The 24,203-nt window shown below is 58.3% G+C and carries 26 protein-coding genes; 8 read left to right on the forward strand and 18 right to left on the reverse strand.

The annotated features are described in order from the left end of the window. Nucleotides 1–203 precede the first annotated feature (203 nt). The 8 genes from rpmA to ACVWZF_RS05285 all read right to left on the reverse strand — a co-directional run bounded on the left by rpmA (nt 204) and on the right by ACVWZF_RS05285 (nt 6,076). On the reverse strand, nt 204–473 hold the full coding sequence (gene rpmA, locus ACVWZF_RS05250) for a 50S ribosomal protein L27 (protein WP_011432382.1): 270 nt from the start codon (nt 471–473) through the stop codon (nt 204–206). Between the two features lie 76 nt (nt 474–549). Beyond that, entirely contained in the window at nt 550–975 is a 426-nt protein-coding gene (gene rplU / locus ACVWZF_RS05255) for a 50S ribosomal protein L21 (protein WP_011432383.1), read from the reverse strand. Nucleotides 976–1,260: 285 nt separating this feature from the next. After that, nucleotides 1,261–2,010 (reverse strand): PRC-barrel domain-containing protein, encoded by a 750-nt coding sequence (locus tag ACVWZF_RS05260; protein WP_457394746.1) that lies wholly within the window; start codon nt 2,008–2,010, stop codon nt 1,261–1,263. Nucleotides 2,011–2,055: 45 nt separating this feature from the next. Then, complete coding sequence (locus tag ACVWZF_RS05265; protein WP_011432385.1) at nt 2,056–2,337, reverse strand: chaperone modulator CbpM; 282 nt, start codon at nt 2,335–2,337, stop codon at nt 2,056–2,058. Continuing rightward, on the reverse strand, nt 2,334–3,269 hold the full coding sequence (locus tag ACVWZF_RS05270; protein ID WP_011432386.1) for a DnaJ C-terminal domain-containing protein: 936 nt from the start codon (nt 3,267–3,269) through the stop codon (nt 2,334–2,336). Before ACVWZF_RS05270 ends, ACVWZF_RS05265 begins: the two co-directional genes overlap by 4 nt. Nucleotides 3,270–3,422: 153 nt before the next feature. Then, nucleotides 3,423–4,184, reverse strand: a complete 762-nt coding sequence (locus tag ACVWZF_RS05275; protein ID WP_457411046.1) for a ChaB family protein — start codon at nt 4,182–4,184, stop codon at nt 3,423–3,425. A 258-nt stretch (nt 4,185–4,442) separates the two neighbouring features. After that, nucleotides 4,443–5,297 (reverse strand): M28 family peptidase, encoded by an 855-nt coding sequence (locus ACVWZF_RS05280; RefSeq protein ID WP_457394695.1) that lies wholly within the window; start codon nt 5,295–5,297, stop codon nt 4,443–4,445. After that, nucleotides 5,297–6,076 carry an HAD family hydrolase gene (locus tag ACVWZF_RS05285; protein ID WP_457394692.1) on the reverse strand — a complete coding sequence of 260 codons (780 nt, stop codon included), beginning with the start codon at nt 6,074–6,076 and terminating at the stop codon, nt 5,297–5,299. Before ACVWZF_RS05285 ends, ACVWZF_RS05280 begins: the two co-directional genes overlap by 1 nt. Before the next feature lie 125 nt (nt 6,077–6,201). Between ACVWZF_RS05285 and lpdA the strand changes: the two genes are divergently transcribed. The 5 genes from lpdA (at nt 6,202) to ACVWZF_RS05310 (ending at nt 10,867) form a co-directional block, all read left to right on the forward strand. After that, entirely contained in the window at nt 6,202–7,584 is a 1,383-nt protein-coding gene (gene lpdA, locus ACVWZF_RS05290) for a dihydrolipoyl dehydrogenase (protein WP_011432390.1), read from the forward strand. Nucleotides 7,585–7,665: 81 nt separating this feature from the next. Beyond that, nucleotides 7,666–8,961 (forward strand): class I SAM-dependent methyltransferase, encoded by a 1,296-nt coding sequence (locus tag ACVWZF_RS05295; RefSeq protein ID WP_457411048.1) that lies wholly within the window; start codon nt 7,666–7,668, stop codon nt 8,959–8,961. Nucleotides 8,962–9,194: 233 nt separating this feature from the next. Next, on the forward strand, nt 9,195–9,332 hold the full coding sequence (locus ACVWZF_RS05300) for a hypothetical protein (protein ID WP_011432392.1): 138 nt from the start codon (nt 9,195–9,197) through the stop codon (nt 9,330–9,332). 85 nt (nt 9,333–9,417) lie between these two features. Beyond that, complete coding sequence (gene mutY, locus ACVWZF_RS05305) at nt 9,418–10,491, forward strand: A/G-specific adenine glycosylase (RefSeq protein ID WP_457411061.1); 1,074 nt, start codon at nt 9,418–9,420, stop codon at nt 10,489–10,491. A 100-nt stretch (nt 10,492–10,591) separates the two neighbouring features. After that, nucleotides 10,592–10,867: a hypothetical protein gene (locus ACVWZF_RS05310; protein ID WP_011432394.1), complete on the forward strand. Its 276-nt coding sequence runs from the start codon at nt 10,592–10,594 to the stop codon at nt 10,865–10,867. Between the two features lie 63 nt (nt 10,868–10,930). Here the strand turns inward: ACVWZF_RS05310 and ACVWZF_RS05315 are convergent, their stop codons facing one another. Beyond that, complete coding sequence (locus tag ACVWZF_RS05315; protein WP_011432395.1) at nt 10,931–11,263, reverse strand: ribbon-helix-helix domain-containing protein; 333 nt, start codon at nt 11,261–11,263, stop codon at nt 10,931–10,933. Between the two features lie 153 nt (nt 11,264–11,416). Between ACVWZF_RS05315 and rnc the strand changes: the two genes are divergently transcribed. After that, nucleotides 11,417–12,139 carry a ribonuclease III gene (rnc, locus tag ACVWZF_RS05320; protein WP_011432396.1) on the forward strand — a complete coding sequence of 241 codons (723 nt, stop codon included), beginning with the start codon at nt 11,417–11,419 and terminating at the stop codon, nt 12,137–12,139. Further along, nucleotides 12,136–12,363 carry a hypothetical protein gene (locus ACVWZF_RS05325; protein ID WP_457394684.1) on the forward strand — a complete coding sequence of 76 codons (228 nt, stop codon included), beginning with the start codon at nt 12,136–12,138 and terminating at the stop codon, nt 12,361–12,363. Before rnc ends, ACVWZF_RS05325 begins: the two co-directional genes overlap by 4 nt. A 72-nt stretch (nt 12,364–12,435) precedes the next feature. Here ACVWZF_RS05325 and ACVWZF_RS05330 read toward each other — a convergent pair whose 3' ends face one another. The 3 genes from ACVWZF_RS05330 to ACVWZF_RS05340 all read right to left on the reverse strand — a co-directional run bounded on the left by ACVWZF_RS05330 (nt 12,436) and on the right by ACVWZF_RS05340 (nt 16,153). Beyond that, nucleotides 12,436–13,689, reverse strand: a complete 1,254-nt coding sequence (locus tag ACVWZF_RS05330; protein ID WP_457411049.1) for an AI-2E family transporter — start codon at nt 13,687–13,689, stop codon at nt 12,436–12,438. A gap of 158 nt (nt 13,690–13,847) precedes the next feature. Further along, nucleotides 13,848–14,960, reverse strand: coding sequence for a hypothetical protein (locus tag ACVWZF_RS05335; RefSeq protein ID WP_457411051.1), 1,113 nt, complete (start codon nt 14,958–14,960; stop codon nt 13,848–13,850). A 119-nt stretch (nt 14,961–15,079) separates the two neighbouring features. Continuing rightward, nucleotides 15,080–16,153: an OmpA family protein gene (locus ACVWZF_RS05340; RefSeq protein WP_011432400.1), complete on the reverse strand. Its 1,074-nt coding sequence runs from the start codon at nt 16,151–16,153 to the stop codon at nt 15,080–15,082. Between the two features lie 349 nt (nt 16,154–16,502). Between ACVWZF_RS05340 and ACVWZF_RS05345 the strand changes: the two genes are divergently transcribed. Then, nucleotides 16,503–17,033 (forward strand): hypothetical protein, encoded by a 531-nt coding sequence (locus ACVWZF_RS05345; protein WP_011432401.1) that lies wholly within the window; start codon nt 16,503–16,505, stop codon nt 17,031–17,033. 103 nt (nt 17,034–17,136) lie between these two features. On the opposite strand, the gene ACVWZF_RS05350 is transcribed toward ACVWZF_RS05345, so the two are convergent. From ACVWZF_RS05350 to ACVWZF_RS05375, 6 genes are all read right to left on the reverse strand, one after another. Continuing rightward, entirely contained in the window at nt 17,137–17,340 is a 204-nt protein-coding gene (locus tag ACVWZF_RS05350; RefSeq protein ID WP_041436260.1) for a hypothetical protein, read from the reverse strand. A 178-nt stretch (nt 17,341–17,518) separates the two neighbouring features. Beyond that, nucleotides 17,519–18,922, reverse strand: coding sequence for a 1-acyl-sn-glycerol-3-phosphate acyltransferase (locus ACVWZF_RS05355; protein ID WP_011432403.1), 1,404 nt, complete (start codon nt 18,920–18,922; stop codon nt 17,519–17,521). A gap of 139 nt (nt 18,923–19,061) precedes the next feature. After that, nucleotides 19,062–19,514 (reverse strand): AbrB family transcriptional regulator, encoded by a 453-nt coding sequence (locus tag ACVWZF_RS05360; RefSeq protein WP_011432404.1) that lies wholly within the window; start codon nt 19,512–19,514, stop codon nt 19,062–19,064. 565 nt (nt 19,515–20,079) lie between these two features. Further along, nucleotides 20,080–22,845, reverse strand: a complete 2,766-nt coding sequence (locus tag ACVWZF_RS05365) for a cation-transporting P-type ATPase (RefSeq protein ID WP_011432406.1) — start codon at nt 22,843–22,845, stop codon at nt 20,080–20,082. A 349-nt stretch (nt 22,846–23,194) separates the two neighbouring features. Further along, nucleotides 23,195–23,689, reverse strand: coding sequence for a GNAT family N-acetyltransferase (locus tag ACVWZF_RS05370; protein WP_041436262.1), 495 nt, complete (start codon nt 23,687–23,689; stop codon nt 23,195–23,197). A gap of 68 nt (nt 23,690–23,757) precedes the next feature. Beyond that, nucleotides 23,758–24,042: a DUF6464 family protein gene (locus ACVWZF_RS05375; RefSeq protein ID WP_457406829.1), complete on the reverse strand. Its 285-nt coding sequence runs from the start codon at nt 24,040–24,042 to the stop codon at nt 23,758–23,760. Nucleotides 24,043–24,203 lie beyond the last annotated feature (161 nt).

Here is a 24,203-nt window from a genome sequence, read left to right on the forward strand (position 1 = left end):
GTGGTCAGGGATCCCTAGCTCCTCTTCTCTTCCGGCTGGCCCCAATCCTCAAGAACGAAAAAAGTTCAGGAATCAGCAACAGCAAAACCCTGTCTGCTCTGGAGCAGACAGTTTTCAGCCCGGCAAGCAGCTTGGTCGACAGAAGCGAGAATCTTCTCTTGCGGAAGAAACTCTCCCAGGCAGTTTCAAAGCTGGGCCTTTCCCTACTGGGCAGCCACCTCAGCTGGGTAGACACTCACCTTTTGCCGCCACTTGCCATAGCGCTCAAAAGTCACAATGCCGGTGACCACAGAATACAAGGTGTCGTCGCCGCCGATGCGCACGTTCACCCCTGGGTGAAACTTGGTGCCCCGCTGCCTGACCAGAATGTGGCCGGGATGCACCAGCTCGCCCCCATAGCGCTTCACCCCCAGCCGCTTGGCATTGGAATCTCGACCGTTGCGAGTGCTGCCCGTTCCCTTCTTATGAGCCATAACGCCTCCTATGCAACTGCATGATCAACAGAAACGAGATAAAAAAATCGGGATTCAGGACACCTGAGTTCAGAGTTTATTCCTCATCCGCAGGGATCCCTGTCGCCGCTGCCGAAGGGGCTGCCTCTGGGTTAGACTCTGGAGCCGCTTCCGTACGGGATGGTGCCGTGGCTAGGGGCACCCCATTGAGTTCAATAGACTCGATCAGCAGACGGGTTAGCGGTTGCCGATGACCCCTCTTTTTGCGGGTCTTTTTCTTTGGCCTCATCTTGTAGACGATGATTTTATCGCCGCGCCGATGCTGTAAAACCCGTGCCCTGACGACCGCCTCCGAAACGTAGGGATGCCCCAACGTGATTTGTCCCTCGTGGTTGATCAACAGCACACGAGACAAATCGAAGGGGCTGTTCTCCTCCACTTCCGCCAGGCGATCGACCTCGTAAAAACGCCCCGGCTCCACCCAAAGCTGCTTACCGCCGGTTTCCACAATTGCGTAAGTCATCTTTCTCCCTGCCGTACAGGTGCCCTGCGGGGGTCTTGAAACCTGATCCGAGCATTGACAGCGATCTTAGATCGTAGCCGAAAAAGCCGCCGTCCGTCAGCTGGGTTTGGTCGAGGACTGGCTTGCAACAGTTCCGGTCGAGCAGTGGGACGGACTCCCCAAGCACCTCATGCTGTTGCCCCCCAGCCCCTTTCCCAGAGGAAGAGGGGAGTTGGGAAGCAGTTGGGAAGCAAATGTGCAGCATCTGAGGCGACCGCAGGCCAGAGGTTGCAGAGTCATTCTTTGCTATTCGGTCAGCTTCTCCCAAGCAGCCTGAAGGGCAGCCTGCATGCGCTGAGCGGCGCGGCTGAGGCGATGTTGCCAGGTTTCCCACTTGTGTTGCAGAAACTCTGCCGCCTCGTCCAGTAGGGAGAGATCGAACTTGCCCCCTTTGGCCAGCTCGTCCCGCACCTGCTTCACCTTAACGCGCACCACCTCCGGCGGATCCTGTGGGCCAACCAACGCCTTGAGGCGATCCCCCATGCGCTGGATAAGCTGTTTCACCTGCCGAGATTTTTCGCTCCAAAAGTTCTTTAAGCCTTCCGCTTCCGATTTCAGCCGTTGCGGAGCATTCTCCTTGACCACCACCGCGTCCACATCAATGGCTTCCACGTCCTCAGGCAGGAGAACGGCGCGCCCCCCCCAAGGCTCGGCAATGCTGCCACCCAGAATATAAGCGGCAATCGCTCCAGTCTCCCAGTCAAAGAGAAAATCCTCAATCCAGCCGACCTCTCGATTCCCAATGCGCACTGTGCGGCGGTAAAGAGAGCTGATGGGGGTTAGGGGGGTAGCAAAAACGGTAGAGTAGGTCAGCAGCGCGTCTGGCCCGATGAGAGAAATCTGCTCCAGGGGGGTGTACCCCTGCTGGCTGGTGAAGTAGCATACCCGCCCTGTTGGGTCAACCCAGATTTCTTCTACGGTACCCAATGCGGTAGCAGTGCTGCCATCGAGGGCCAGCAGGCCCACCACTTGGCTACGTCGGATGATCTGTTCCATAGAGTTCATCGAAGTTTATCTCCTTGATGGGTTAGCTGGGCAGCCTCAAAATCCGCGGTAGTGGCGCAGTTGCCCCCTGAGCCGGGCAATTTCCTGAGCCATGTCCAAGACCATCGCTGCCCCCGTCCAGTTAAGCCCCAAGTCTCGGTGTAGGCGGCTCATTTGCAACAACCGCCTGAGCTGTTGGGGGGTCAGGTAGCTGCTCTCGGCCTCCACTAAGCCTTGGGCCAGCAGCCATTCCAGCAGGTGGGGAGGGATCCCCAGCAGTTCCGTGGCCTGCTCGAAGGTATAGAGCCGTTCTTCTACCCGCACAATGGCCAAACTCATAGACTCACCTCCTGCAAGTGGGCGCGGGGATCCCAGCTACGGCTTTGCCGCAGCTTTTCGTAGAGATCCCGTTCGGTCTGGGAAAGGGATTTGGGCGCCACCACCTTCAGCCGCACCAGCAGGTCGCTCCGCTGGCCTTGGGGATCCCGCCAGCCTTGGCCCCGCAGCCGCAGGGTTTGGCCGCTGTCTACCCCGGCAGGGATCCTCAGTTGCACGCGACCCGTGGGGGTGGGAACTTCCGCCGTCCCTCCCAAAGCCGCCTCGTCAGGAGTAATGGGCAGCTCGCAGAGCAGGTTGTCTCCGTCAAAGCGGAAGAAGGGATGGGGGGGCAGCTCCAGAGTGAGGTAGAGATCCCCTCTTGGCCCGCCAAAGGGGCTGACCTGGCCTTTGCCCTTGACGCGGATGCGACTGCCCGGCTTGGCACCGGGGGGAATGCGGATGGTTAGCGTTTCTCCATCTAGGTTCAGCCGTTTCTGGGTGCCGTGGAAAGCTTCTGCCCAGCTGAGACCCAGAGTGCCCTCCACATCCTGCCCCGGCAAATCCACCGAAACAAACGGCCCAAAGCCGCCGGCGAAGCCCTGGAACCCGCTGCGGCGGGAGCCCATACGGCCCAGCAGCTCGTTGATAAACTCCTCGAAGCTGGCGTATTGGGCGAAGCCCTCCATGCCCGGCATTCCAGCAGCAGAACCAGTACCCACCCGCTGCCAGTACTGCCCAAACTGGTCGTAGCGCCGCCGCTTCTCTGGATCAGAGAGCACCTCGTAGGCTTCGTTGATCTCCTTGAAGCGCTCCTCTGCCGCCTTATTCCCAGGGTTGACATCGGGGTGATACTGGCGGGCCAACTTGCGATAGACGCGCTTGATTTCCTCGGCAGAGGCATCTCTGCTGACGCCCAGGATCTTGTAGTAATCCTTGAAGTCACTCGCAGCCATAGGCTCACCCCTGCAAGGTTAGGTTAGAGTTTTTCGGGCTATTCTCAGGATATAAGGTTGCAGCTAAAAAATTGGAGCAGACCCAGAACACGTACAGGCAGAGCGGCGAGATGGCGCTTTACTGTACTCTCGCTACTTCGGAAACTTTTTGGGCTAGGGCTTGCGTTTGGAGAAGATCCCTTTCTCATCTCGTGTGAAAATTTGCTTGACCTTTTCCCAAGCTTTGAGGAGTGCATGGGTGGAGTTATTGCTCTCTTGTTTGGCTTGGTTGTAGGCTTCCACAAAGGTTTGCTGCGCTTCTTCCGAGAGGTCAGCGCGGATTTCCGGCGAGATGCTCTCTGGGGTTAAGTCTCCCTCTGGCTCACCGGGCAAGTTCAAGTCGGCAATGGAAACTTCCTCTCCGCCAGCACTCTGCAGCAGCAAGTAAATTTCGCCCGACTTCTCTTCCGGTACTTGCACCACCAACAAGAACTCGCCCGCCTGTACCCGGGTTTGGTAGATGGCGGCTTTCTCCTGCGGCATACCCAAGGCAATCAGGGCGGATCCCAGGCCCGCTCCCAGTGCTCCGTACAAAGCGCCGCCCGTTGCCCCCAACAAAGCGGCTCCCAGAGGCCCAGCGGCCACCACTGCCCCCAAAAAGGGAATGAACAGCACCCCCACGCCAGTGAGCAGCCCCAGCAGGGATCCGAACAGGGATCCATAGATGGCCCCATTGGTCAGACCGTCCAGAACCACCTCTTTGCGGGTGATAAACCCGGTAATTTTGGCTTCGGTTTGAAAGTTGCGGCCAATAATGGAGATGCAATCGTTGGGAATGCCACGGTTCAAAAGCCGCTGGATACACTCTTGCAGCTTGACCTCTTCTTTGAAAGCGGCGGAAACACACTTTTTGGGAGCTTGGGCAAAAGCGCTCATACGCAATCTCCTGCTGAGTTTTACAGTGCCAAGGCAGGTTTTTTAACCTTTTCCCTGCTACTACTCTCGTCTTACTACTCTCATCCATTGTCTCCCCTCATCAACAAAGGATCCAGTCGAAGAATCGCGAACCCCCTGGAGAAATCTCCGTACTGAGGATGCCAACTCTACCCTTACCCCCAGCCTCCTTCCAGAGAGAGGGGAGTTAGGACTTAACGCACGCTACTTGTTGTTGAACGACTGTGGTGTTTGGAAGAGCTACAGCGAGCGGATCCCGGCCATCAAGCCCTGGCAGACCCCCGTCAGGAAGTCTTGATCTAGGGTTTCGAGGGTGTCGCTTGGCTTGTGGTAGTGAGGGTTGCGCAAGAAGGCGGTGTCGGTAACCATAACGGCGGCGTAGCCCGCATCCCAAAAGGGGGAGTGGTCGCTCAGGCGAGTGGCAGGCAGGATCAAGCCTCGCTGCCCGGCCAACAACCAACAGCAAGGGATCCCCACTTTTTGAAAATCACGCTGCAGCTTGAGCAGATCCCCCCAGGTGGGCCAGTTGCCAATAAGGCCAATGTAATCTCCCCGGTTGGGGTAGAGCTTCTCAAGGCCGGCGGGATAGTCCTGGGATCCGGGGGCGGGATCCCGGTAGCCCAGCATCTCCAGAGAGAGCATCAGCCGCAGGGGCTGGCGCTGCTGTTTAAGAAAGCGGGCGTAGGCTGTGCTGCCCACCATTCCCCGCTCCTCCAGGTCAAAGGCCACCAGCCACAGCGGAGAAGAAGCCGGCTCGGCAGCAAAATGGCGGGCCAACTCCAGCAACACCGCCACGCCGCTGGCGTTGTCGTCAGCTCCAGGAGTTGCCGGAGCGGCGTCGAAGTGGGCCCCAATGAGAATGGGCGGGCGACCAGAACGGGATCCCGGCAATTTCAAGATCCAGTTGCGGTGCAGGCGGCCACCGGCCTCAAAGGGGAAGGACTCCAGGGATCCCCACTTAGAAAGCTGCTCTTGGATGTAGCGCTCCACTTGGCTATGGCCCAGGGGCGACCAGTCGGGATCCCGCGGCTGGGCCACCTGGCGCAGATGGGCCTCTAGGCGCTGCTGCAGGTCTGGGAGCTCTGCTGCTGACATCAGTCTCCCACCTCAGAGGGAATGGCTTGGGCATGGACTTGGCAGGCCAACTCCAGGGTGAAGTAGCGGTGGGATCCCACCGTTCCCGCCAACACCCGAAACGGATCCTCAGGCTCCCCCAGGTGATCCAGCACCAGAGCCGCCCCGGAAAAATCCTGATCCCGGGTATAGTCGTTTACCGTCACCACAGTGGGGACCCCCGCTTGTTGGGCAGAGCGCAGCCCATTCTCCGAGTCTTCAAAGGCCAGGCAGGCCTGGGGGGGCAGCCCCATCTGTTCCAGGGTGTAGAAGTAGATGTCGGGGGCGGGCTTTTTGGCGGGGACAATATCGCCGGCAGCAATCACTTCAAACCAGCTTAGGCTCTCCGGCAGCGCGTGCTCCAAAAGGGCCGTCACGTTTTCCGGCGTGGTGGTGGTGGCAATGGCCAAGCGGATCCCAGCGGCCCTGGCCTCCTGCAAGAGGCGCTTGACGCCGGGGCGCAAAGGGATCCCTCCTTGGGCCAATAGAGCCGTGTAGTGGCCGGTTTTAGCCTGGTGCAGCCGAGCTATCAGGGCCGTCAGGTCTTCCCCAGCAGGCAGTGGCAGCTGGCAGGTCTCGATGAAGTGGCGAATGCGCTCTTTGCCGCCTGTGGTAGCCAGGAGCTGGCCGTAGAGCTCCACCGACCAGTGCCAGTCCAACCCTGCCTCGGCAAAGGCCGCGTTAAAGGCCAGGCGGTGCCCATCCCGCTCCGTATCTGCCAGCGTGCCGTCCACATCGAAGATCAAAGCTTGCAGTTCCATGCGTACCCCCGCTCCCCCCCAGCTACAAGCGACCCTATGCTACCCCATGGTTTGGGTGCTCTCAGCCTGGTTTCTGGGAAGGCCGACAAGATGAGAGAATGAAGCACCGGTTATCCAATCTCGCCATGAGCTTCGATTTTGACTTGATCATCATCGGTGCCGGCGTCGGCGGTCACGGCGCTGCTTTGCATGCGGTCGAATCTGGCCTGAAGACCGCCATCGTTGAAGGTGCAGAAATGGGCGGCACCTGCATCAACCGCGGCTGCATCCCCTCCAAGGCTCTCTTGGCCGCCTCCGGACGCCTGCGGGAACTGCAACACAGCTCTGGGCTGGGCATCCAAGTGGGATCCCTTCAGGTGAACCGAGAGGCTATTGCCAATCATGCTGCCCAAGTGGTGGAGAAGATCCGCGCCGACATGACTCGCTCGCTGGAGAAGCTGGGGGTAACAATCCTGAGAGGGCGAGGCAAGTTGGTGGCACCCCAGCAGGTGGAAGTCCAGGAAGAGAAGGGATCCCACACCTACACGGCACAGGATGTCATTCTCGCGACGGGCTCCCGCCCCTTTGTGCCCCCCGGCATCGAGGTGGATGGGCGGACGGTGTTTACCAGCGACGAGGCGGTGCGGCTGGAGTGGATCCCGGAGCGCCTAGCGATTATCGGCAGTGGCTACATTGGCCAGGAGTTTGCCGACATCTACACTGCCTTGGGATCCCAGGTAATCCTCATCGAAGCCCTAGAGACCCTGATGCCGGCTTTCGACCCAGACATTGCCCGACTGGCCCAGCGAGTGCTGATCAAGCCCCGCTCCATTCAAACCTTTGTGGGCGTGCTGGCTCGGCAGGTGATCCCCGGCCAGCCGGTAACCATTCACCTGTCCAACGGCGAGACGCTGCAGGTGGATGGCTGCTTGGTGGCTGCCGGTCGGATCCCGGTCTCAGAGGGGCTGGGCTTGGCCGAGCTGGGCATCGACACCGGCAAACGGGGGTTCATTCCTGTCGATAGCCGCATGGCCACCGATTTGCCTCACCTCTGGGCTATTGGGGATGTGACCGGCAAAATGATGTTGGCTCACGCGGCGGCAGCCCAGGGGAGAGTGGCCGTGGAAAACATCTGTGGCCGTACCGCCTACATGGACTACCTCAGCATCCCGGCAGCGGTGTTCACTCACCCGGAAATGGGTTTTGTAGGGCTGACCGAGCCTCAGGCCAAGGAAGAAGGCTACAGCGTGGGCACAGTGCGAACCTACTTTGGCGGCAACTCCAAGGCCATTGCTTCGGGAGAGACAGAGGGCATGGTCAAGCTGGTCTTTGACAAGAGCACCGGCCTACTGCTGGGATCCCATATCTTCGGGCCCCATGCGGCGGATTTGATCCACGAGGCGGCTCAGGCCATTGCTCGCCGGGCCACGGTGCGAGAACTGGCCGGCTTGGTGCACGTTCACCCCACCTTGGCAGAGACGCTGGAGGAAGCCTACAAGCGGGCAACTCACGCTCTGGCAGGGGCTTAGCAACGGTTGGGAAGATCTCCCCGCTCAAAACCTCAAGAAAACCGTAGGATGGGGGGGAACGCGTGGGAGGAAGTGCTTTTGGTGAGCGAAGCCGAGATTACCCGGGCGGTGCAGGCCCAGTACGAGACGTTCCCCTACCCTCCTATTCCTTACGACCGGCCCTTTGAGGGCTTCTCCAGTCTGGGCAGCTATACCTTGGCGCAGTACGCCCGCACCCGTAGGCTGCAAGAGCCCACAGGATCCAGGTTTTTGGTGGCCGGGTGTGGCACCGGCTGGGAAGTGCATGGCATTGCCGCCAGCAACCCCGGCTATGGTTCGGTGGTCGGGATCGACATCAGCCGCCCGGCCCTAGAGATTGCCCAAAAGCGAATTAAGCACCACGGCCTACGCAACTGCTCCGTGCAGTACGGGGATCTGCTGGATCCCTCTACTTGGCCCGAAGGCAGCTTCGACATGATCAGCTCCTACGGCGTGATTCACCACACTGCAGATCCGGTGAAGGCTTTGAGCAATCTGGCATCGCGGTTGGCTCCCGATGGGGTGATGGCGCTGATGCTCTACAACCGTTCAGGCCGTTGGCATCTGTACCGCATTCGGCGAGCCTTGGAGTTGTTGGGCATCACCCCACCTGCAACCCCAGAAAAGATCGAATTTGTGCGGCAACTGCTGAAGGGAGCCAGCCCCAATTCCCTTTTGGCCAAGCACGCCAAGGCTCACCAAGAATACTATGGACAAGATGAAAACATTGTCGATAATTTCTTCCATGCCAATGATATTCCTTTCGACATCGGCGAGATTCCCGACTTGCTTGCCCAAGCCGGGCTGGAGTTTATCGATGTAGCCCCCTACTTGGACTATTGGAATGCCAGGCCGTTGATTGCCGCCACCCACCCGGAGTTCCATCGCCGCTACGAGGCCCTTGCTCGCATCGACCAACTGCGGGTCATGGAGTATCTGGAGCCTCTGTATCACACGCAAAATCTCTTCTGGTGTTGCCATCAAGGGAAAAAGGTGGACCACTGGGATCCCTTTACAGTCGAATTTTTTAAGAGCTCCCGCTGGCAACTCAACCCCTTGTTCGTCCGCTATGGCAGCGTGCGCTACTGGGATCAAAAAATCCCCTTTTCAGATCTGTTGGGCAAGCTGGATCCGGCCCAGATCCTGACCCAGAAGATGGATATTTTCTGGCCCGTCGCCCGCATCCCGGGCAAGATGATGACCTCTACCCGCTACCAGGTGGTGGAGCTGCTGCTGCCCCTGGCCAATCAAGCCCGTTCTGGCGCTGAGATCCTGGCTGCCCATGAAGAGAGAGCCGACCACCTTCTCAACCTATTTCGACAGTGGGAAGCAGACCGGTTAGTCCTGCGGGTTGCCTAGCTTCTGGTTATTCCAAACAGTCCAAATCACCAGGGTCAAAGTCTGTTCCATGCTAAGGTTGTATCATGCATGACCGAGGACGGTGCTTCTCCCCAGGCATGTTTGCGCCGGCGGTGCGGAGCACCTCTACTGGGACATCTTCGCCACAGCTTTCCCTGTGAATAGAGCTGGCAGATCTGGATCCCGATCAACATCCCTGACAACCCCAACGCCAGAGCTGGTAGGAGGCAAGGATGGCTGACTACAATCGCGGCATTATGAAGTTCAAGGGGGCAGATAGCCCAATTGTCGTTTTGATCTCGGCAGGGATTGTGGCCGGTGTGGTTTCGGCCCTGATCTGGTGGGCTTTGCACTTTGCTTACGCAGCTTGAGTCTCAGCCCATATCAGAAGCCGAGGTCAGTTTTTCCTACATTGCCAGCCTTCCGAGCAAAGGAGGGGAGTGGGACGAGGCTTTCTTGCAACGCTTGCGGCAGTCTCTTCAGCGTTGGTACCGTGAACACGGGCGGGATCTGCCCTGGCGCCGCACCCGGGATCCTTACGCCATTTGGGTTTCGGAAGTGATGTTACAGCAAACCCAGGTGGCAACAGTTATCCCCTACTTTCAGCGCTGGATGCAAACCCTGCCCGGGATCCCAGCATTGGCGGCAGCCCCCCAGCAGCAGGTGCTGAAACTGTGGGAGGGCCTAGGCTACTACCGGCGGGCCCTGAACTTGCACAAAGCTGCCCAAATTTTGATGCGGGAACGGAACGGCGAGTTCCCCAGGGATTTGGAGCAGGTGTTGGCTCTGCCGGGGATCGGGCGCACCACGGCTGGCGGCATTCTCAGCGCTGCCTTCGATCAGCCTTTGCCCATTTTGGATGGCAACGTCAAGCGGGTGCTGGCTCGCTTGGTGGCTTTGCAGCAGCCTCCGTCCCAGTGTCTGCCCCTGTTGTGGCAGCTTTCCCAGCAATTGTTGGATCCTGTGCAGCCGCGGGCTTTTAACCAAGCCCTGATGGATTTGGGGGCTACCGTCTGTCGTCCCAAAAAGCCTCACTGTGGCCGGTGCCCTTGGCAAGCGGATTGCAGCGCCTACAATCGAGGTCAACACCAACAATTGCCTATGTCTGCACCCCGTGCCTCCCGTCCTCACAAGCAAATCGCGGTTGCCATTGTTCTGCGGGGGAAAGAAATCCTTATCGATCGACGACTGGAAAGCTCAATGCTCAGCGGGCTGTGGGAGTTTCCCGGAGGCAAAATCGAGCCGGGAGAAACGGCTGCCGAGTGTGTAGTACGGGAGGTAAAAGAAGAAATCGGCATCGATATCGAGGTGGTCGCGCCGCTAGCCACCGTCGAACATGCCTATACCCATTTCACCGTTACTCTTATCGCTTTTATCTGTCGCTACCTGGGCGGAGAAGCCCAAGCCCTGCAATGTAGCGAGGTGCGCTGGGTCAGCCCGGCGGAACTGTCGGAATTTCCCTTCCCGGGAGCCAATCAAAAGTTGTTTCCCCACTTGTATGCTTGGCTGGCAGAGCATGGCAACCCATGATGAACCCACCCAATCCGCCAAATGGCTTAGACCCTTCTGGAACGTTTGCCCCAAGACATTCGATAGGATAGTAGATGTCCTGCTGCCGTGAGCTACGGATATGCTTGTCACTCTGGAAAAAGCTGGGGAGATTCTGGCTAAGGGATCCCATACAGCCATCACAACCACAGATGGCAAGATCGCGCTGGTGCCCAAGGGAAAAGAAACCCTCAAACTGACGGCCAACGAAGCCATTAACCTAATGTTTTACGTCGTCCGCTCCGCTGAACCGGCAGAGACGGTGATGGCCCAACTGGAGGAGGCAGTTGCCAAAGCTCAAGCCCCCGATCCAGCCGAGGAACGGGCCAGAAAATATCGAGAACTTCGTGGCATCTAAACGGATGGGCACTCGTGCCGGTTGGATCCCTTCGCAAACTGGAGAGAGACCCCAAAACAAAGATTAAAAGCAGGAGGAGCTAAGGGCGACGAACTTTCCATCGGTGGTCCACCCCAGCAACATTGGCTCCTGCGGTTGAATGGCCCGTCCGGTGAGAGCACAGCATTGGGCTTGGTGGGCCGTGGCCGGGAAGCTGGCCCGAATATCCTCAGGACTGAGGGTGGCAGCCCCTTGAGAGTGACGCAGGACATAACTCCAAAGAATTTCCCGTATGAGGGCCTGGTAACCCTGATTTCCGGCCAACGCCTTCAGTCGCTGCTTCAGCTCACGTTCCAGCCGAATGCTGGTCACTTCCATCTGGGTCGTGGGAATGGGGGAATTGGCGCGAATGGGCATGCAGGGATCCTCCCTCGAAAAGCCTATACTACTCCTGTAGCATAGCTGGCTTACCGCCTGAGCGGGGATCCCGGCCTGGGTGAGATGGCTCAGGTCAAAATGGTTGCAAGCTGTGCAGTTCTGACCGCTAAGGCAACGTCAGCACCTGAGTGTATGGTTGAGTTGATCCCGCCCCGTCGCCGTGCCTTGGAGCATTTGCTGGCCCGCCTTGGATTCAGGGATCCGGCTTTGCTGGAACAACTGCGTTGGGATCTGCTGGATCAGGCTCTGATTCACCCTTCTCTGGATGGCCGACGGAACAACGATCGGCTGGAGTTGTTGGGGGATTCTGTCCTGCGAATTTTGGTTACGGAATTCTTGTTTCAGTCCTATCCCCATCTGTCGGTGGGAGAGCTGACCGCGATTCGCTCCGACCTGACCAGCGATGCTTACCTGGCAGAACTGGCGGATCTGCACGGCTTGGATCGCTACCTCGAGGTGGGATCCAGCTCTCAAAACGACTTGGCCGGACGGGGTCGGCGGCTGGCGGATGCTTTCGAGGCTCTGCTTGGGGCTTTTTATCTCAGTTGGGGTATTTACACGCTGCCCAGGCTGCATCCCTGGCTGGATCCCTATCTACACCGGCGAGTGGAGCAGTGGTTTCAAGACCCCACTCGGCGCAACCCCAAAGCAGCCCTGCAAGAACTCACCCAACGCCTTTGGGGCAGCCTGCCGGAATACCGCCTGGTGGCCGCCCAGGAGCATCCCCCCCATTTCACCATGGAAGTCTGGGGGCAAGGGCGGTGCTGGGGTCGCGGTGAAGGTCGCTCAAAAAAGGCTGCGGAAATGGCCGCCGCTGCTCAAGCCTACGAACACTTGCAGTCGGAGAAGACATGAGAGGCAGCCACCGCTACGAGTTGGCCAGTTGGTTGTTTTTGCTGGGGAGCAGCCTGTTTGCGGCGAGCGAGGTGATGACCTTGGGTAGCGACCCCCCTCCGTGGGATCCAGCAGCTCCAGCCTTTCTCAATCTCAAGGTTGTCCAAACCCTGCTGGGGATAGGAGCCAGCCTCCTGTTCGTCGTAGGTAGTGCTCTGTTCATCCTCGATGCCCGTCACCGCTGAGATGTGCACCCTACCCAAAACCACAGCAGCCCTTCTCCGAGAGCAACAGAGGCGAATCAGATGAGAAGCTTGCTAATAAGGACTTCTTCCGGCTACGGGATCCGCAGGCGAGAGACTTTCTTTCTGTGGCAACCCTTCCGGCTCGTTTGACGAGTCATTCGGACGAGAGGAAAAAGATGGCTCCGGGCTGCTCGCGTCGGCAGGATCCATCCCCGGCAAAGCCAAAGAACCAGCAGCCTCGGTGGCCCGAGCATACAGCCTGGCTCGAACCTCTGCCTCCTGCTTGGGCTTCAGATAGAGGTTCTCCAGCAGCACCGCCATACCCGCCACCCACGGGGGGGCGATCACCGCCCCAACAATACCCAACAACTGGGTGCCCCCCAGCACCGCCAGCAACTGATACAAGGGCTTCACCCGCACCGAGGATCCCACCAACAGAGGATCCAACACATAGGTTTCCAGGTTTTGAACGGCAACGTATAGGATCAGCACCCACAAAAAAGTCCAGCCCCCCTGAACGATTGCCACCACCAAGGCGGGCAGGGATCCCAGTACCGGCCCAATGAAGGGGATAAGGTTGGTAAACCCAGCGATCACCCCCAGCGCCAGAGCAAACTCCGACAGGCCCAGAAAGCGAAGCGAGACGGTGATCATCACACCCAAAATGGCAGAGACCAGCACCCGCCCCTGGATGTAGCCCCCCATGCGCTGAGCCATCGGGTGTACCTGCTGAGCCAGCCGGTCATTCCAGGGATAAGGAAACAACTCCACCAAGCCCCGCACCAAGTCAGAGCCGCTCACCAGCATGTAGCCGGAAATGAAGAGGGTCAGCACCATGGTCAGCAGACCGCCCAGCAAACCACGGGTGAAGTCGAAAGACTGCACCAGCACCCGTTGTCCCGAGCGAACCGCCCAGCTCATCAACGACTGAGGGTCGAGCAACTGGTTTAGGTAGTCCAGCGCCGCCGGATCCACCCCCGCCAGATCGGCAATCCAGGTATCCACCAACAGTTGCAACTGCTCCAGATAGAAAGGCAGCCTCGTCAGCAACCGCTGGGTCTGAGTCGCCACCGTCGGGCCAATAAGCAGAGCCAAGCCGGCAATCCCGGCAATTAAACTCAGATACACCCCTACCACCCCCAACCAGCGGGGGATGCGTAGTCGCTCGGCCAGATCCACCAAAGGAGCCAGCGCCGCCGCCACCACCACCGCGATCATCACGGTCAGCACCAAGCTGCGCAGTTGCCACAGCAGCAACAACAGCATCCCTGTGGCCACCACCAGGGCTACAGAGGATACGGAGATGGTCAGTTGTCTTCGGCTCATCACTTGGCTGGGTTCTCTTCAGGGGGTGTTCAAGCCCCCCTAGGTAACAGATGGCTCTACCATCCTGGCCTGGCTTGGACGAACTTGCCAAATGCTCTTGGGCAAAGACCCCAAACCCAGCGCTTCAGATCCTCAGCAAAAACCCCGCCAGAGCTGAGCTACCGTAGCAGTTCCATCCGTACCGCTTCTGCATATTCCAGCAGCTCCGGGGATCCCGTGCCGGAAGCCCGCCACAACATCAAAGCGCTACCCAAATCGGAAGCGGCACCAGCCCTATCCTCTCCCTGGTAAGCGCGCGCCATACCGCGGTGGTAGTAACCTTCAGCCCGCTGGGGCTGCACCTCGATAGCCCGGCTGAAATCCTGAACGGCCAAATTGAAGTCGCAGATGCTGGCCCACATCAGGCCGCGATGGACATAGGCCTCGAAAAGATCGGCAGCACTTTGATTTTGCTTGGCCAGCTCAATCGCCAGATGCGACACATCAAACGCCGATTCCAGATGGCCTTGTTCGGCCCAGATGCGAGAGCGGATCAAGTGCAGTTGCGGGTTGTGATAGGCAATCCGATCCAGAGGAGACAAGGTTGCCAGAGCCTGCTCAGGTTCTTGCAAACGCTCGTGTTGGATTTTGGCCTTGAGCAAATAGGCTTCAGCCAGATAGGGATCCAAAGCAATAGCAATATCCAGATCCCGCAGAGCGGAGCGCATCAGGTAAGCAATGGCAGAAGCATGCTCCGGCTGCGGTAAAGCAGCAGGATCCTCCTGAGACTGACGCCAGAAGTATTGCGCCCGTTGCAGATAAAGCTGCGCATTTCCCGGCTCCTGTTGGATGGACTGGGTTAGCAGCGCCAGCTCATTGGGAAGATCCGCCGGAGCAGAGGATTGAGAGAGAGTGGAATCCTGACGCCGAGGCCGTGCCGGCACGGCAAGGCTTGGGTTGGAACGGCCAACAACCCCCGCGGGCTGGGGATCTGCCTGTTGCGCAAGCCATTGATAGACCTGCTGCTGGTGAGCGAGAGATCGCTGCTCAAGCTGTTGTACCCGTTCTTGCAGTTGGGCTTGCCGCCTGAGCCAAGATTCAGAACCTGGTTCATCTTCAAACAAGGTCTGGGATGACGGCAGAGAGTGCTCCCAAGCTTGCAGAGAAACCTCAGTGGCCGCACTCCGCCCTTTCCGAGACGAGGCCAACCAGCCACATTCGCCGATCAAAAACGGCAAGGACAGCAAACCCAACAAAGCCGAGCCGGAGAACAGAAGACTGGGCCTAAGCATGGATCCCACCCCTTGAAATAGCTTAGAAGTAAAGAGTTGCCTCTAAACTAGTTCGCCGCAGCCGCAGTGTCCAGAGTTTCGGCGATGCTTGCCCTGAGCCAAAACTCAGAAACTCTCCCCTAGGGGATTCTGCCACCCGCCAGATCCACCAACTCCACGCGGCGATTCTTCGCCCGGCCTTCCTCAGTGGTGTTGCTGGCCACAGGAGCAGAGAACCCCACACCAACCGGATAGAGTCGACGTTGCTCGATACCCAGCTGAACCAACCGGTTGACAACCGCCTCGGCCCGGCGCCGCGAGAGACCTAGGTTGTAGTCGAAGCTACCGGTTGCATCGGTATGACCGACCACGAGGATGCTGAGGTCGGTGCGCTCGCGCATCAGCTTGGCGATCTCGGCAAGGGTGGGCTCGGCAGCCGCTTCAATCTGATCCGAGTCATAGGCAAAGAGAATGCCGTAGAGGGCGATCCGGCCATCGCGGCTGATGGCTTGATTGATCTCGCCGCTTGTGATGCTTTCAACCAGCTCCAGGCGTTGCTGGCGGGGCTTGACATCGACGACATCCACTCGCCCCAGAGTAATCCCGGTCGGGATCTGCCCACTGCCGCGGGTGATCTCCCAGTCATCGGTATTGACCACAAAGTAGGCGCTCACGAATCGCTCATCGCCTTCGGGGGACTTGCCACGTGCGGCTAAATAGGCAGCAGTGTTTTCTCTGGCGTTCTGAAACGGCCACTGGGCCCGTTCTTCCGGCGTGCTGTAGGTGCCCTTCATATTGAGGATCTCGTGAGCAATCTGGTTGTTGTAGCCAAGGGTCTCAATCTCCTCCCCCAAGCCGGAGAAGAGGATCTCAAAGCCGGACTCTTTCAGTTCGGTTTCGTAGTTGAGCAGCGCCTCAAGAGGGGCAACCCGCTCCGGCAGTCGGTAATAGGTCGTGATGCGACGCCCTTCGACAGTTTGAGACCGGTACGGCTGCACAGCTCCCATCGCGCCACTGAAGACGATTTTTTCAAGGGCTAACTTAAAGCGGTCGTAGTCGGCCTGCGATTGAAACACAATGCTGGATCCTGCAAAGCGCTTGAGCCCCGGAGGATCCGCCGTTCCGGGCAGATCGGCCCGAGCCGGCCCCGCCTGGACAAGCAGCGCTGTTAGCACAGCGAAGGCAAAACGCTGTAAATCTGCGCGAAAAGACATAGCCACTCCCTAGTTTTTCCAAAATCTTTACGGGGCCAATGCCTAGAAGCTTAGCTCAGAAATGCAAAGGGATTAAGGGCAAACCTTTCTTTTAGTGTGTTAGTTTACGAACCATTGTTAGTACTTAGGATATGAAGCACTTAAAAATTAAGAGAAAATGCTAACCCGTAGTCGAGCTGAATATTCGAGACAATGCTCTGGCGCTCCCAGCTACCAAGGCGAACTCAAAAAGCGTTCATAAGCATTCATACCCTTTGTAACAGATTGCAAGCAAACCTTCACAAACAGATCACTGCACCCCAGAGTTAGATTTTCTACAGGAGCAGAACCGGGAAGTGCCACCCTTACCTTGGTTCAGTTCGACTCCCAGGATCCCTATGAAGTCATTCACCGCTTCAAGCCAATTGCCGAGGTCCCTGAGCTGACCCGCGAGACCTACGTGCCGCGAGCTTCTACTCCCTTGCTGGATGCCATGGGGCGCGGCATCATCGACCTAGAAAAGAGCCTCAGCGAACTCAGCGAGGCAGATCGCCCGGCCAAGGTTGTGATGGTTGTGGTAACCGATGGGCAAGAGAATGCCAGTCGCGAGTTCCGCAAAGAGCAAATTGAGAAGATGATCAAGGAAAAAACCGAGAAGGAGAGCTGGCAGTTTGTCTTCTTAAGCGCCGATCTGGCTGCCATTGGGGATGCCCAAACCGTTGGCTTCGCTCCCAGCGCGTCCTTGCTATATCAGAAGTCTAAATTGGGCAGCGCAGGAGCGTGGACTTCTCTCTCTCGGCGCACCTCCGAGTACCGATTGGCTGTTCGCCAGAGGCTTATGTTCCTTGATGAAGACCGACAGCATCCCGACGATCCGAACAAGGGCAAGGAAGAAAGCTAATCCCTCTGCGGATAGGGCTTTGTGGGCAGGTTGACACGGGAAGCCCCTCGGATCCAGGGAAAGGGGAAGTATTGCAATGACCTCTGGGCCAGGGAGGATCCCTTCAGCGCCGTCGTCTGGAGCAGCGACGCAGTAACCAACTGGCGGCGGCCCGGTCGCCTTCATCCCATGCCAACCGCTCCACGGCCACCATCACCATCGAGGTGATCACAGCTTCACTTAAATGGCGAGAACGCAAATGCTGCACGGCTGAAGTGGCGGCCTCCAGGTCGCGTCTGCGAATGGCGCGGAGCAGCTCATCAGACATAGACCAAGTCAACGAGCCTCACTTCCTTTCTGCCCCCTTTCTACCCCAAGAGCCAGAAACTTCCCCTTTCCTTCACCTGCTTGTCAGATAATGCAAAAGTTCGTCTTACTTTCACGAAATATCTCACAAGATGTCTCAGGAATTGTTACACTTTTTGCCCCTGAGCCGACCAGGCATGTTAGGCAGCAGGAAGAGCCACAGGAGAGCACGGGATCCCTTGGATAAGCCGCTCCATTTCCGCTTGCAAATCTTGGGTGAGGGCTTGTACGGCTTGTCGGCGGTTGGCCTGGTAGGCGGGCCAGCGTTCGGAAACCGAGAGGGGATCCCCAATGCTGAAACGGGCCAGGCGGGGTCCCAAGCGGGGGGGAGCAGTTCCGACGGGATTTTCTCCTTTGATCCAAGCCAGCAGACTCCAGAGGCGCAGGGCGGTTTCCGCCAACTCATCCAGACTCAAACTGGGCTGCTCAGGTACAGGGCGCACCGCAAACACCATTAAGGTTTCCGCCAAGCGCATGTGCCAGAGGTGAAAACTGGCCTCAGCAGCCACTCGATTGGCCAGCCCCCTTTCCAAAGCCGAGAGAGCAGCAATATCGGCAATATCTTCGCGGTAGATCCAGGCCCAGCCCGCCTGTTCGATGCGGTGCCGCCGCTCGATTAAGTCTCCCTGGGGCTCCAGACCAAAATGCTGCTCGGCCACGCGCAGGACCAGATCCGATAAGCTTTGAAGACGCGCCAACAGATCCCCCTCTTTAACTTGGGCTCTATCTGCAGCAGGAAGGGCAGGGGCATAAAAGCGCTCATAGAAGGTCTGCACGACTTGCAGCAGGTGTTCTCCCAAGCGAAGAATACGGGCCAGCAAAAAGGCCTGACTGGCATGGGTTGAGCGCGGGGGTGGCAGCTTGCAATCGGCCTCCATGCGGCTGAGCAATCTATTCAGAGCGGCACTGGGATCCCGCAGGTAGGAATAGCGAAGGCCTACCGGCAAGATCAGCACCTGCTCTGGCCGTCCCGCCTTGTGCAGATCCTCCACCGCCCAAAAGCTCATCTGGGCTACCCCCGGCTCCAACGGGTTGAGAAGACTGCTCATACCGTTGATCGTTCCTTCTGGAGCTACCGCCAGCGGATATCGGCCCGATACAAACTGCTCACGAGAACTCTTTAGCCCTGCCCGATCCAGACGGCCTCGCAAAATCGGGATCCCGCCCAAGCGCGGCAAGCCCCAACGGGCAACGGATCCCAGCCACAGAGGTAGGCCGCGGTCGTAGACAAACAAAACGTGGGGTCGGCCCCGAAAGCCGATCCCCTGGCGTTGGGCCACCTGCGGCAGAAGATGGGCAAACAAGTACATCAAGCAGGGGGGATCATCGAGGGTCGGGTGTCGAAACGCCACCAACAGGCGAATCTTGCCCGCCTCAAACTGCTGATAAAGCTGAGCCAAACGCTCTCCCCCCTCCACTTCAACGCGAGGGATCCCTTTGGTCCATCGCAACCAAAAGGGCAAGCCTGCTTGAGCAAAACGAACGACCCAAGGCGTCAATCGCGGTGGCAAAAACTTGAGGGGTGGCTGAACCTTCTGTTGCATAGGGATCCTTATCTAGGGTCAGAAAGAGGGTGAACCTAGGCTTTGGATCCCATCTTAAAGAGGGCAAAGCGGGAAGAAAGCCACACAGTGACAGTTCGTCAACTGGATCCCTTCTCCTCACTCCCGGCCCGGCAGCGGCTCAAGCCCCAGCAGTTTTTTTCCGGCGACCGCGAGTCGCTTTGGGGGAAGCTTCTTTACTTGGGGTTGACTCCTCCACCACCTGGCCGTTTAGCACTTGCTTGAGGTGAATGTGCTTGTAACCCAGCTGAATCTCGAACTCATCCCCGGGTTTGAGATTCATTTTTTCGGTGTAGGCCGACCCAATGATCAACTGCCCATTTTTGTGAACGCTGACCCGAAAGGTTGGCTCACGACCGCGCTTGTCTCGGCTGGAACTTGGGCTGAGACTCAGACCTTTTGCCGCCAGCACCGCGTCATAGAACTCATTCAAGTTGACGCGAGGCTTGTTGGTCTTGGTCATGGTTACATAGCCACATCGCTTTGCCGTTTCTCGGCGCGGAAGATGCCCCAAAGCTTCGACCTTCTGCAGCAGAGCCTTCCCGGTTAAAGGTTGTGGTGGTATATCTGACATTTTTTAATGTCCTACATCCTTCTCTTAAGATCATACCCTTGTGATGTACTCCTGCAACCGAAAGTCTGAGACTTTTTTGAAGACAGGTTTTTCTCTTGTTCCTTGAGCCAGCAGCTCCGAAGGAAAAACCTCGTCTCCCTCAAGAGGTGTTCCTGCCCTTGCCAAAAGGTGATGGGGGCAAAAAGAACTCAAGCCCTGAAGAGTGCTGGGGCTTTTGTGGATGGAGCTGACAAAAGATCGCCTTGGGGGTAGTACCGCGGTGTAGATCCGACTCACCGCTTTCTACAGCCTCATCCCCACTCGTCGGCTGCCCCAAACTCTGATCACAGCCAGAAAACAGGCTCGACTTTCCAAAAAACCGCCGCTGAGATGGTGATTGCCTTGCGCAAATCGGTCGAAAAGACAGCCAGAGCGGTGTGAAGCTGGATGCCATCAGACCTAGGCCAGCAGGCATTTTTATCTCTTGGCAGAGGCCGGCTACATCTGAGTAATAGCTGAGGGATCCCCTCTTCGGCACTTCTTCAGATGGGAGCGCAGTGAGCGCGAGTTGCCCAAAGCAAGTTATTCATTCAGGATCCACTCGATTGGCTGCCGCTGAGACAACGATGAGTGGCAAGCTCACCAGCAAACAAAAGCCCCATTGCTCCCAAGACAGGGGTGCTGTGTCGAAGATAATGTTGAACAGGCTCCACTGGCTGAAGAGGATCTGCAGCAGGATGGCCGCCCCAATGCCGATGGCAATGGCTGCTGTATCCATGAGGCGCTCATGGCGCTCCAATTGGCTGGCACGTCCACGGCCCAACAGGGTAGGAATGGCCTGGCTGAGGCTGAGCAAGTAGAAGATGCGCCCGATCACCAACGCTTGGATGGCCATGGTGCGGGCCAGGTCAATGCTGCCGGTGGTTTGTTCGATGTATTCAAAAACCCCGAAGATCAAGATCCAGTTGAACACAGACACCAGCAGGATGCGCTGCAACAGCCTAGGAGAGAGCAAGTTGGCGTTCGGATCCCGCGGCGGGCGGGTCATCTCTCGGCCTGTGCTCGGCTCAAAGGCAAGAGGCACCGTCATGGTGATGGAGTTGATCATGTTTAGCCACAGCACTTGAATGGCCAGAATGGGGAGCTCGCGGTTGAGCAGCACGCTGAGGAGAATCGTCATCGATTCCCCCCCGTTCACCGGCAGGATGAAGGCAATGGCTTTGAGCAGGTTGTTGTAAACCGTGCGCCCCTCCTCAACGGCTGCCTCAATGGAGGCGAAGTTGTCATCGGTCAGGATCATGTCGGCAGCAGCTTTGGCCACTTCGGTGCCGCCTCGCCCCATGGCAATCCCCACATCTGCTTGCTTTAGGGCCGGAGCGTCGTTGACGCCATCGCCGGTCATGGCCACGATCTGCCCCCGCGCTTGCAGAGCTTCCACCAGGCGCAGTTTTTGCTCTGGCACCACCCGCGCGAAGACGGATCCCCGATTGGCAGCTTCCACAAATTCCTCCGGGCTGAGCTGCTCCAGATCTCGACCGCTGTAGGCTTGCACAGGTTTTCCACCCCCCAGGCCCATCTGCTCGGCAATGGCTTGAGCCGTGAGCACGTGGTCGCCGGTGATCATCTTCACCTGCATCCCAGCCGTTTGACAGGAACGCACGGCGGCAATGGCCTCTGGCCGCGGCGGGTCAATCATTCCCTGCAAACCGAGGAAGATTAAACCCTCCTGCAGATCTGGGTGATCCACCCGAGTTTGGCTGCTGGGGACGGTTTTTTGGGCAAAGGCCAGAACTCGCAGCCCCTGCCGTGCCAAGGCCTCCACCTGCTGGCGAATCCGCTCCTCTTCCAGAGGCTGGATCTCCCCCTGGGATCCCATCTGGCTGCGGCAGCGGGGCAGCAGGGCTTCCACCGATCCCTTGACATAGATGCAGTGCTCTTCTGGCCCCAGGCGGTGCAAGGTGGCCATGTACTGAAATTCAGATTCAAAGGGAATGCTGTCCAGGCGAGGGCGGCGGCGCTGCAGATCGTCCATATCCAAACCCGCCTTTTGGCCCGCCACAATGAGGGCAGCTTCGGTGGGATCCCCTACCACCTCCCACTGGCCGTTGTCTTTGGGTTGCAGACGGGTGTCGTTGCAGAGGCAACCGGCCAAGAGACAAGCCTGTAACACCGGCAGCCGATCCACTTCCACCGGAGCATCCCCCTCCTGGGCCAGGATTTGTCCCTGAGGACTGTAGCCACTGCCTGTGACTCGGTAGAGCTGGGATCCGGCGTAGATGGCCTGCACCGTCATCTGGTTTTCCGTGAGGGTGCCGGTTTTGTCAGAGCAAATTACCGTAGCGCTGCCCAGGGTCTCCACCGCCGGCAGCTTGCGGATAATGGCGTGGCGTTTTGCCATGCGGGAAACCCCAATCGCCAAGGTTACAGTGACTACCGTCGGCAAGCCTTCGGGGATAGCACTCACCGCCAGCGCCACTGCCGCCTCAAAGACACTGGCCGCCCCCTGTCCCTGAGCCAATCCCACCAAAAAGGTGAGCCCGGCCAAGCTGAGGATGATCCTGAGCAGCATGAGGCTGAATTCCTCGAACTTGCGTGTTAGGGGAGTTTGCAGGGATCCCCCCTTTTCGACCAACTCCGAGATACGGCCTGTTTGAGTCTGGTTGCCAATGGCCACCACCACCCCTGCTCCTTGGCCGAAGGTAACAAAGCTGCCGGCATAGGCCATGTTCTGGCGGTCGGCTAGGGGTGTGTCTTCCGCCAGGGATCCCAGCCGTTTTTCCACCGGCACCGACTCTCCGGTCAGGGCCGATTCATCCACCTGCAAGTTGCGCACGCTCAGCAAGCGCAGGTCGGCGGGCACCTTATCTCCCGAGCTCAAGAGCACCACATCCCCCGGCACCAGCTCCCGCGAGGGCACCCGCAGTTTTTGCCCCTCCCGGATGACAGTAACCTCCGTCACCACCGACTGGGCCAGGGCGGCGATCGCTTCCTCCGCTTTGGACTCTTGGATGTAGCCGATGAGAGCGTTGATCACCACCACCGCCCAGATCACGATGGCATTGCGCCAGGATCCCAAAAACGCCTTGACCGCCCCGGCAACCATCAAGATGTAGAGCAAGGATTGGTTGAACTGCTGCAGAAACTTCACCCAGGCCGGGGTAGCCGCCTTGGCCTTTAGCTCGTTGGGGCCATATTGCTTCTGCCGCTGGATCACCTCAGCTTGAGACAGACCCCGTTCCAGAAGCGCCGCCAGAGGCAGATCCACTGCAACGATTTGGCGGGCAACATCCTCTTCGGGCAGAGCGTGCCAGGGAGCTGCCGGCAATGAGTCAGGGGAGACGGATTTTGCCATCGCAGGTCTCTAGTTGAATCGCAACAGAACTTGAAAGCCAGCCGTGAATTCAACGGCAAATCCCTCGTACAGTCCACAGCCTAGCCGACGCCGCCTACCCCCCAGAAGTGCCGCTGTTCCCCCCAGCGTCAACAAAGCCTAGTACCCAGGAATGCTGGGGAAGGGAAACCACCTGTCCAGTTGTTCTGTCGGGGGTCGTAGACCTAGACAAGTGGCGTGGGGTAGGAATACCCAACCGCGAGGTAAAGACTCCATCCCGCTGACGCCAAGGGAAGCCCGCGCTCTGTCCGTAGGACGAGCGCCGGGAGGATGTCACGAATGCTAGGGTCTGTAACAGAGGGGAGCTTGCTCAAGATCGACAGGGATCCTTGGCCAGCCGAGCCAGAGCCTCCAAATCAGCACCCACCACGCGGTTGAGAATCCATTCGGGATGTTGCTGGGCACCCATGCGTCGATAGAACTCTATCGCCGGCTGATTCCAATCCAAAACCATCCACTCCAGCCGCCCATATCCTTTGGCCACCGCCTCCTGAGCCACCCGCGCCAAGAGCGCTTTGCCAATGCCTCTGCCGCGAAACTCCGGCAACACGAACAGATCCTCAAGGTAAATCCCTGGTCGGGTCAGGAACGTGGAAAAATTGCGGAAGTAGAGGGCAAATCCCACCGCTTGCCCCTCCACTTCTGCCAACAACGCCGAGGCCAAAGCCTCTGGGCCAAACAAATAGTGGCGCAACAGATCAGCGGATCCCGTTACCAGGTGGCTCAGCTTCTCGTACTCGGCCAAGGCGCAGATGAGGTCAAACAAAACGGGCACATCTAAGGCGGTGGCAGGACGGATTTCCATACTTTTGCCTGGCTTCACAACCAATTCCTTGAATTTCCTGAGATACCGGCACGAGAACAGACCACAGTTTATTCTTGTTGTGGACAGAACGCCCAGGCAGCATCTTTTGGACGCGCAGCGTGGTGGGGGCAGCGGCAGGGGCCCAGAGGACTCACCGCACAAGGCAGGTAGGGTGACCGAGAAAAGTAACGGCAGAAGGGATCCCAGGCCGAGTCAGAAAAGAGAGTTGGCATGGCCCGGCGCTCGTCCCCGATTGAGAGGCGACGGGATCCACTCTTTTCCAGCAGAGGGATCAACTGCGCCCAGAACGTTAGCCCCAACCACAAGCCAACTCCCATGACCAGTGCTTGCACGATCGTTCTCCTTCACTCACCCGTTCAAGAGTGTCGCCTTCCGACCCCGATAGCCTAAGTCAGCTTGTTTCGGCAGAGCTAGAGCGGCAGCCCGTTTTGGAGCTGTCCTTCGCTGCCGGCAAGAACCCGAGAAAAACCGATTAGAGTGAAATATGGACTGA

The sequence above is a fragment of the Thermostichus sp. OS-CIW-30 genome (assembly GCF_054060215.1).